Source organism: Microcoleus sp. AT3-D2 (genome assembly GCF_036705715.1).
GTDB lineage: Bacteria > Cyanobacteriota > Cyanobacteriia > Cyanobacteriales > Microcoleaceae > Microcoleus.
In genome coordinates, this window is sequence record NZ_JAUBVE010000077.1 from 24,441 (window position 1) to 31,844 (window position 7,404).

Annotated in this window: 8 protein-coding genes; 6 read left to right on the forward strand and 2 right to left on the reverse strand. The window is 44.1% G+C overall.

The window, feature by feature from the left end:
• The 3 genes from QUB44_RS25160 (at position 1) to QUB44_RS25170 (ending at position 1,388) form a co-directional block, all read left to right on the forward strand.
• Complete coding sequence (locus QUB44_RS25160) at positions 1-306, forward strand: hypothetical protein (RefSeq protein WP_333371781.1); 306 nt, start codon at positions 1-3, stop codon at positions 304-306.
• A 121-nt stretch (positions 307-427) separates the two neighbouring features.
• A complete protein-coding gene (locus QUB44_RS25165) occupies positions 428-769 on the forward strand; it encodes a YtxH domain-containing protein (protein WP_190663664.1) in 342 nt (113 codons plus the stop codon).
• Between the two features lie 37 nt (positions 770-806).
• Positions 807-1,388, forward strand: a complete 582-nt coding sequence (locus QUB44_RS25170; RefSeq protein ID WP_333371783.1) for a DUF948 domain-containing protein — start codon at positions 807-809, stop codon at positions 1,386-1,388.
• A gap of 17 nt (positions 1,389-1,405) precedes the next feature.
• Here QUB44_RS25170 and QUB44_RS25175 read toward each other — a convergent pair whose 3' ends face one another.
• Positions 1,406-3,193, reverse strand: a complete 1,788-nt coding sequence (locus QUB44_RS25175) for a cellulose-binding protein (RefSeq protein ID WP_333371785.1) — start codon at positions 3,191-3,193, stop codon at positions 1,406-1,408.
• 172 nt (positions 3,194-3,365) lie between these two features.
• Positions 3,366-3,869 carry a DNA-binding response regulator gene (locus QUB44_RS25180; protein WP_333371787.1) on the reverse strand — a complete coding sequence of 168 codons (504 nt, stop codon included), beginning with the start codon at positions 3,867-3,869 and terminating at the stop codon, positions 3,366-3,368.
• 415 nt (positions 3,870-4,284) lie between these two features.
• Here QUB44_RS25180 and QUB44_RS25185 point away from each other — a divergent pair, with 415 nt between their 5' ends.
• The 3 genes from QUB44_RS25185 (at position 4,285) to QUB44_RS25195 (ending at position 7,281) form a co-directional block, all read left to right on the forward strand.
• Positions 4,285-6,231 (forward strand): pre-peptidase C-terminal domain-containing protein, encoded by a 1,947-nt coding sequence (locus QUB44_RS25185; RefSeq protein ID WP_333371789.1) that lies wholly within the window; start codon positions 4,285-4,287, stop codon positions 6,229-6,231.
• A gap of 325 nt (positions 6,232-6,556) precedes the next feature.
• Positions 6,557-6,895 (forward strand): hypothetical protein, encoded by a 339-nt coding sequence (locus QUB44_RS25190; protein ID WP_333371791.1) that lies wholly within the window; start codon positions 6,557-6,559, stop codon positions 6,893-6,895.
• The gene (locus QUB44_RS25195; protein WP_333371793.1) at positions 6,892-7,281 is read left to right on the forward strand and encodes a type II toxin-antitoxin system VapC family toxin; all 390 of its coding nucleotides are present in this window, start codon (positions 6,892-6,894) and stop codon (positions 7,279-7,281) included. The genes QUB44_RS25190 and QUB44_RS25195 overlap by 4 nt, the downstream gene beginning before the upstream one ends.
• Positions 7,282-7,404 lie beyond the last annotated feature (123 nt).

The window sequence follows — 7,404 nt, forward strand, 5'->3', positions numbered from 1 at the left end:
ATGCTGACTGCTGTTGTAATTATCAATCTACTAATATCTCTGGTTTGCTTTTATATAGCTGCGAAGGTGTGGAAAATCAGGCGGACGATCGCACGTTTGGAAATTCGGATCGCAGCAATCGAACGCTGTAGCAGCAATATCCTCAGTACGTCGCCGGATTTCCTTTGTAAAAGGCAGCAAGGTACCCGCCAACTACGAGGGCGTTATCAACAACTAGAACTGCAACTGGAACAGGTTCAGCAAGTTTTGGGATTGCTGGGTTTGGGACGGATGCTTTGGTCCAGGCGCAATCGACGTTTGAGGTAAGCTATCCTAAAATTGCCGCCTGTGCTGACTCCCTAGGGTTTTCAACAATATTTCTACCTTTGTAAAGGGCTGCGATCGGGCAAACGTGCCTAAAATTGGTGTATAGAGAGAAGTTATACAAATGTCAACTAAACGTTCAGGATTATTTATTGGCGGTTTGCTTGTGGGTTCTGCGATCGGGGCCGTGACTGGCTTGCTGATGGCACCGCGACCGGGCAAGGAGACGCGGCAGATATTGAAAAAATCGGCTGATGCTTTGCCGGAGTTGGCGGAAGATTTATCGACTAGCGTGCAGTTGCAGGCCGATCGACTTTCTGAAACTGCAATCCGAAATTGGGACGAAACTTTGATTAGACTCAAAGAGGCGATCGCGGCAGGTTTGGAAGCGACTCAGCGGGAACGCCAAACACTGTCGGAAGCTGAAGCTGAAGTGAGTCCCCCGTCGCGGCCTCCCATCCGCTAAATGGCATGAAATTCTCAACCCCCAATCCCAGATTCAAGTGAGCGATCCCATATTTTGGCTAGGACTTTCAATTTTGCTAGTGGCAGTTAGCCTGACTGCTGTTTTAGTGACTTTAATACCTGCGGTGCAAGCGCTGGCCCGGGCGGCCCGCAGCGTGGAAAAGCTCGCTGACACGCTTTCTCGCGAATTTCCCCCCACTTTGGAGGCGATTCGGTTGACGGGGCTGGAAATTAGCGAGTTGACGGATGATGTCAGCGAGGGAGTACAAAGTGCGGGCGAGGTTGTCAAACAGGTCGATCGAAGTATTGGTAGCGCCAAAAAGCAGGCGCAAAATGTGCAGGTAACTACTCGCAGCGTGGTGACTGGGATTAAGGCTGCTTGGAAAACTTTAACTCGCAAGCCACCGATTTCTGGGACAAATCGTCGATCGACAGAGAGATTGTCGCCGAGTCAAAGAAGTGCGATTTCGCTGAGGGATTCGGGTTTGGAGGATAGGTATTCTGGGCTTTACGGTGCGGGTGCGAGTAATGGGGAATCGCCACGGTTGAGGGGTAGTGAGGGTGAGGGTTCGCCGGGGGATGCGGAAGATTTTGAGGAAGTGCGATCGAACGATTCTTGATTGCACCCAATTCCTCATCATCCCTCAACAGCACACCCATCCCACCAGCAAGGATTCTTATCAATAAAATCCATCAAGGCATCATACTTAGGCGAACCCTTTTGTTCCACATATTCCAAAGCCCCCCAACTTCCCCATTTACTAAATGAACTCACATCCACAAAGTGCATGAAAAGACTGCCTCCAGCTTGTTTCCAACTATTGAGTAATTGGGTGTACATATCATACATTTCTGGGCGCCTATTTAATTCCATAAAAAACTTGGTCAGTTTTTCGTTATTCTCAACTCCTTGAATACCTACAATATGTTGACCGCCCTCGTAAACAAATAACTTGAGACCTTTTTTTTTGGCCACATCTAAGTAATACCTAAAGTCATTTTCAACATCGGGCAAACTATCTTTGAAGCCAGGAAGTAGTTCGCCCTCTCTTAATTGCTTAAAAGCTTTACCAAACCCGCCATCTGCGTCATTCAACCAAGACTCTACTGTGCTGACATTTTCTTTACCGCCCAAGTTGCCACTAAAATATCCAGCTATGGCTACGGCATCAATACCGTGTTGATAACAAGGTTTATTGCCCTCAGCCACCCAATAGGAACACTCTAAAGAATAAGTTTCTAACTCTCTCCAGGCTCTTTGAGTTCCTAACACGCAGACAACTCGATTCTTTTGAACCCCAAAGACGCCTTTCCAGATATCGCACATTTGAGCACTACGCATTCCGTGCCATTGCATAAAAGCATCGCCTTTATCTCCCCACCTCGCTTTACCTTGTTTCAAAGCATAATGCGCTTGTGGAAATGACCAATTCCAAACCTCATTAGAATACTCTACATTAAGTTTCAGCTTGGGATCTAAACTATCTTTGACCATTTTAGCAAAGTTAGTCATATATTCATCCGTAGCCTGATGTGGCATATTAAACCAGGGTTCTGCTTGGACTTTGTTAGATAAATTCACCATAACTTCTATGGGAACATTTCCTCTGTAAGCATAGGATATACTCTCTGGTTTAGGTCGGTTTGACCATTCTTTTTGTTCAGAACCATTTGTCCCCATCCAGTCCATAAAACGCAAGACTCTAAATCTTTTAATCTTGTCTATAAACATCGGATTAAATATTTCACCCCTTTGAAAAAGCTGTTCATCTTGGGAGCGAACAACTTTAATATTGCGGATATAGTTCCCTGTTTTATTGGGATCGGTAGCAGTAATTATAATCATTATGCCTCCGCCTTGTGTGGCATCGACATTAATGATATCCCTCCCTGGTTTCGACGCAGCCTCATCTTTTTTGGCATCAAAGCTATATTCGATCGCACCTTCACCCTCATAAGTAACAATATATTGCCCTGAAGGATAGCGATTGGGGATTTCCCTAAGTAATAGCGTACTTACCCTAGTATATTTAGGACCATCTTCGGGGGATGGCAGAGACTTCACCCACCCATTTTCATCAAGGTTTAAAAGATTATACTCCTCTGTATCCCATTCACCTTTACAGTTTGGTTGTCCGCTAACGCATTGAGTTATCCATTGTCTAGAAGATTTGAAAGCATCTAAAAAGGGTAATTGTGTTGACCAGTCAGCAATACCATTAAGCCCAACTCCTAAAGAAGAGCGAGAATTTGATGTATTTTGTACATCTGCCCGCACAGCTACTGTGTTATTTACTTGCCGTACTGGTGTGGGAGCAATATTATTTGTTAAAGCCCAACATCCGGGAATGAAAATAACAAAAATTAATAAACCTAGCACAAAGCCCAGAGCTTTTTTGTTCGATCTGATACTTAATCGAGACATAAATTTGACTAATTTGATTGTTTTAGGTAAAATCGAAGCGGGTGTGGTCAGTTTTAATTTTGATATTTTATCAAAAAGTTTTTTCTCAAACTATCAGCTATAAGATTATTAACATTTTTGCCTCTCTGTGGAGGGGCGAGATCACTTTCTGTCCCCAAGTGCGATCGCCCATCTAATCCTCTTTATCCAAATTTTCTGTTTTCGGAGTTTCTGAAGTTGAGGGGAATTCTAATCTGATGTTAATATCAATTGATATTGTATTTTTCTCAATCACACCTATACCAACTATTTTTACTAATGCTTCTGTAGGTACAGAATTATTTATTTTAAATTCAGGAGAAGACTGAGTTTTATATCCGGCTTCCTGTAGCCGATCGCAAATATTGCGCCAATTTCCTACAGGTTCGTTAGGTACATCTGCGAGTTTTTTAACATATTGGTATAAAGTTTTACATAAATAAACCTCTGCACTTTTGGAAGTCTGAAACAGTTGGCGGGCGATTTCGGCGGGACTGCAACCGGAAAGCAATCCTCGCAGGTAAAGTTTTTCTGTTTCTGTTAGTCCCCTGCGCGATCGAGGAGAGATTTGCCGTTTAGCTTCTGCAAAAGCTTGGTACAGTCTTTCTAAGTCCCAGTGTTTGGCGGCTTCGGCAAATAAGTCTTCTTTTGATGCCATTGTCGGGTGTGTTGAGATGTGGCTAACGATAGCATAACCGAAATTGCTAGCGTTTGTTAGTTGTTTGGTATCGGTAGCTAGTGTAGTATTATACTAAGACTAAAAATATAAGTGTAAATACTTAGATTAACGGGGAGGCGCGATCGCTTCAACTAACGTCAAAGCTAGTATTTGCAAAAGTCAGAGGGCGCTAAGTAAAGTTTTGTAACAAAAAAGCAGTATTTTGCATAAAACTTGCGGACTCAGCCTGATAGATAAATAGAGCTTGAGAAGTACCGCTACTGTTGCGGTTCGTCCGGGCTAAGGGTTCATGAGGGCGATCGGCCGATCGGCTTTTACAACAAACAGTTTATTTAATCTAAGCAAACACAGGGCAAGTCTATGTACTTGTCTCTAATCAACACGAGGGAATAACGTGTCTAATTTTTTCACGCCTGAATTTAATAACGAAAGTGCGATCGGGCCTTGGAATGCCAGCCTAGAACCGACTAAGGCAATTATCCCGCAGCTAGATGCTAACCGCGTCCTAACCGGGGGTGTTGGTCAGGAAGTTAATCTCCCGACTTTAACACCAGAAGCCTATGACAATATCATCTTGCCTGATGCTGCGCTAACCCGGATGGCTAATGGGGCGATCGCGGACTCCAACAGCAGTTTACCGGATAGCTCTGTCGATTTGCTAACAGGCCACGCGATGTCTGAGGTTTATGGGAATTTGAGTAAGTTTGCGGCCGCGCCAGATTTCGTGGCTAAGATGAATTTGGCTTTTGGGGAAAACTGGGATGCTGCGGGTGCGAAAGCCTTAGCTGAAGGATGGTTTCATGGGGATTTTAGCGATATCCCGTCGGTGAAGGTTGTCTCGTCTGCTGAGATTGCTGGGGCGAATGGGGCTTTTGCAGCAGCGACGGATACGATTTATTTATCGAAGGGATTTTTGGCGGGGAATGCAATGAATCCGGGGGCGGTGGCGGATGTGTTGCTGGAAGAGGTAGGGCACTCTGTTGATGCGCGGTTGAATGTTACGGATTCACCGGGAGATGAGGGGGCGATTTTTGGGGCGATCGTTCAGGGGAAGGGGTTGAGTCAGGGTGAGCTTCAGGGGTTGAAGAGTGAGGACGATACTGCGACTGTTCTATTAGATGGACACCAATATCTAGTGGAGAAACAGTTAAACCCAGCAGGTAGCATTGGTTCTTTTTACAACAGAAATCCAGCTATAGCTCAGGCTTTGGGTCAACCTACGGGTGCTGAATACCAATTTGTATCTAGTAAATGGCGACAAAACTTCCAAAACGGTGCAATATTTCACTCAGCCCAGGGTACTTACTCTGTTCGCGGTAGTTTGGGCAGGCATTACCTGAATTTAGGAGGCCAAAATAGTCAGCTAGGCTTACCTACCAGTGAAGAATCTTATGTTGGCAATTGGCGACAAAGTTTTGAGAAGGGCACTCTCGAATGGCTGAATAATGGTACGCCTAGAATCACCATAACACCTGTTGGTGATGGCAATGACACCCTGAATACCGCTCAGGTCTTTAATGCGTGGTTTGGAGAAAACACTGCTGTTGAGAGTACCAATAAAGGAGGCTCTATTGGAGGTAGCGACCTCAACGATTATTATCGGTTTTCCTTGAATAATACCCGTCAAGTTAACCTGACTCTAAATGGTTTACAAGCAGATGCAGAACTGCAACTGCTAGACAAAAATGGTACCTCCATCCAGAGATCTACTAACAGTGGTACCTCCGCCGAATCCATCACGAGAACACTCAATGCAGGCGAATACTTTATTCGAGTTTATCCCTATGGCAATGCCATCACCAACTATCAGGTGAACCTAACGCTTACGACCCTACCAACTCCTAAAGTTGGGAATCCAGATATCGATATCCAACTCTCCTATCCCAAGGGAGGCTTCACTCAATCACAAATGAACCAGATGGAAAAAGCCGCACAAAATTGGGAGAGAATAATCACTAAAGATAAGGCCTCTAGTGGAGTTCTAAAGATTTCAGTTGTTCAGGCTCCAACTGATGTTGCATATTATGTTGCCCAAACCAATCAGGAATCTGCTTCCAGTTCTCGAACTAACTTTTCAGGGCCAAATGTTGACATAAATGGAGTTGATTATCACAATAATATTCGGTTTAACCCCAATCATTTTTCCCGGATGGTAAATAATAATTTGCTAGTTCGGCTAACAATGCATGAAATTGGTCATACTCTAGGTCTTGACCATGAATCTGTTGTAAGCCTGATGAACCACTCGAACTTTGATTCCAAAATGACCGATAGTATGTACAACACTCTAACCGCTCAGGGTTATGGTATTGATCGCAATGTACCGATTAACTGGTCTTGATTAGTTTTTTCATAAGCTAGGCTTAGCTAGGGTTTTTCTTTTTTACTCAGAACGCGATCGCCCTTTTCCCCAAACAACAAAAAGAGCGATCGCCCTTATTTTCCCAAAGCGCGATCGGCTGTCTGCCATCCCAAATCCCTCCTTCGCTGCTACTTTAGCTTGCGTAACTCAGTGTGTCGGCATTTATGAGGACTTGTCAAAGCTCGATCGCCCTTTTTTCCCAAAGTGCGATCGCCCTATAATTTCAGCATGGCAACCACTGTCAAATTCAACAGAGCGATCGGTATAATTAAAAAATCAACATCAAATACAGTCAATTAATGCCATGATTGCTAATTTGCCCATCAAGCTGCCTCACTTACCCAACAGCTTGCCCAGCGAAGGTTCTGTCCGCATTGAGTTGGTCAACGGACTCTTAATATTTAGCGCTTCTATTCAAACCCAGGAACGAATTCAAACTTTAACAGCTCAACAACAAGCATCAAATCTCACTCCCGAAGAACAAACAGAATTGGATGGATATCGAGAATTCATTAGCTATCTAAATTTGGTAAATGAAACCATGAAAAATACTTTTCTATATCCTTTGCGACGCACTGTCATTGGCTATGATGAGCCGTTTGAACCTGCGGTTTCCTTGGAAGATTGGCAAGTGTTAGAATGATTGTACTAGATACTCATATATGGGTTTGGTGGGTTGACGATAACACACGACTGACTCAGAAACATCGGGACTGGATACAACAATATCAATCTCAAGGTTTAGGAATCAGCATCATTTCTTGTTGGGAGGTTGCTAAATTAGTAGAAATGGGAAGACTTACTTTGTCCGTTACAGTTGATGAGTGGTTAAAACAAGCTTTGGCTTATCCCGGAGTGCAGCTACTCGAACTCACCATTCCCTTCATTGTCGAGTCAACTAAACTCACAGGTTTTCACCGCGATCCAGCAGATCAAATCATTGTGGCAACTGCGAGGATTTGCGGGTGTCCCTTACTAACTGCTGATGCAAAAATTCTGGCATATCCTGATGTACAGACTCTTCAGTGACAGGTAAAAAATGCCTTAAGACGAATCTTTAGGTTGCGTTAGGATCGCGAATTAAATAACTTACAATTTTAATTGTTATTGTGGGATGGGCGTCCCGCCCGTCCTTAAAAGACGGGCGGGACG

Coding starts and splice junctions, on each gene's coding strand:
- QUB44_RS25160 (WP_333371781.1), top strand. CDS start 1: ATGCTGACTGCTGTTGTAATTATCAATCTACTAATATCTCTGGTTTGC.
- QUB44_RS25165 (WP_190663664.1), top strand. CDS start 428: ATGTCAACTAAACGTTCAGGATTATTTATTGGCGGTTTGCTTGTGGGT.
- QUB44_RS25175 (WP_333371785.1), bottom strand. CDS start 3,193: ATGTCTCGATTAAGTATCAGATCGAACAAAAAAGCTCTGGGCTTTGTG.
- QUB44_RS25180 (WP_333371787.1), bottom strand. CDS start 3,869: ATGGCATCAAAAGAAGACTTATTTGCCGAAGCCGCCAAACACTGGGAC.
- QUB44_RS25190 (WP_333371791.1), top strand. CDS start 6,557: ATGATTGCTAATTTGCCCATCAAGCTGCCTCACTTACCCAACAGCTTG.
- QUB44_RS25195 (WP_333371793.1), top strand. CDS start 6,892: ATGATTGTACTAGATACTCATATATGGGTTTGGTGGGTTGACGATAAC.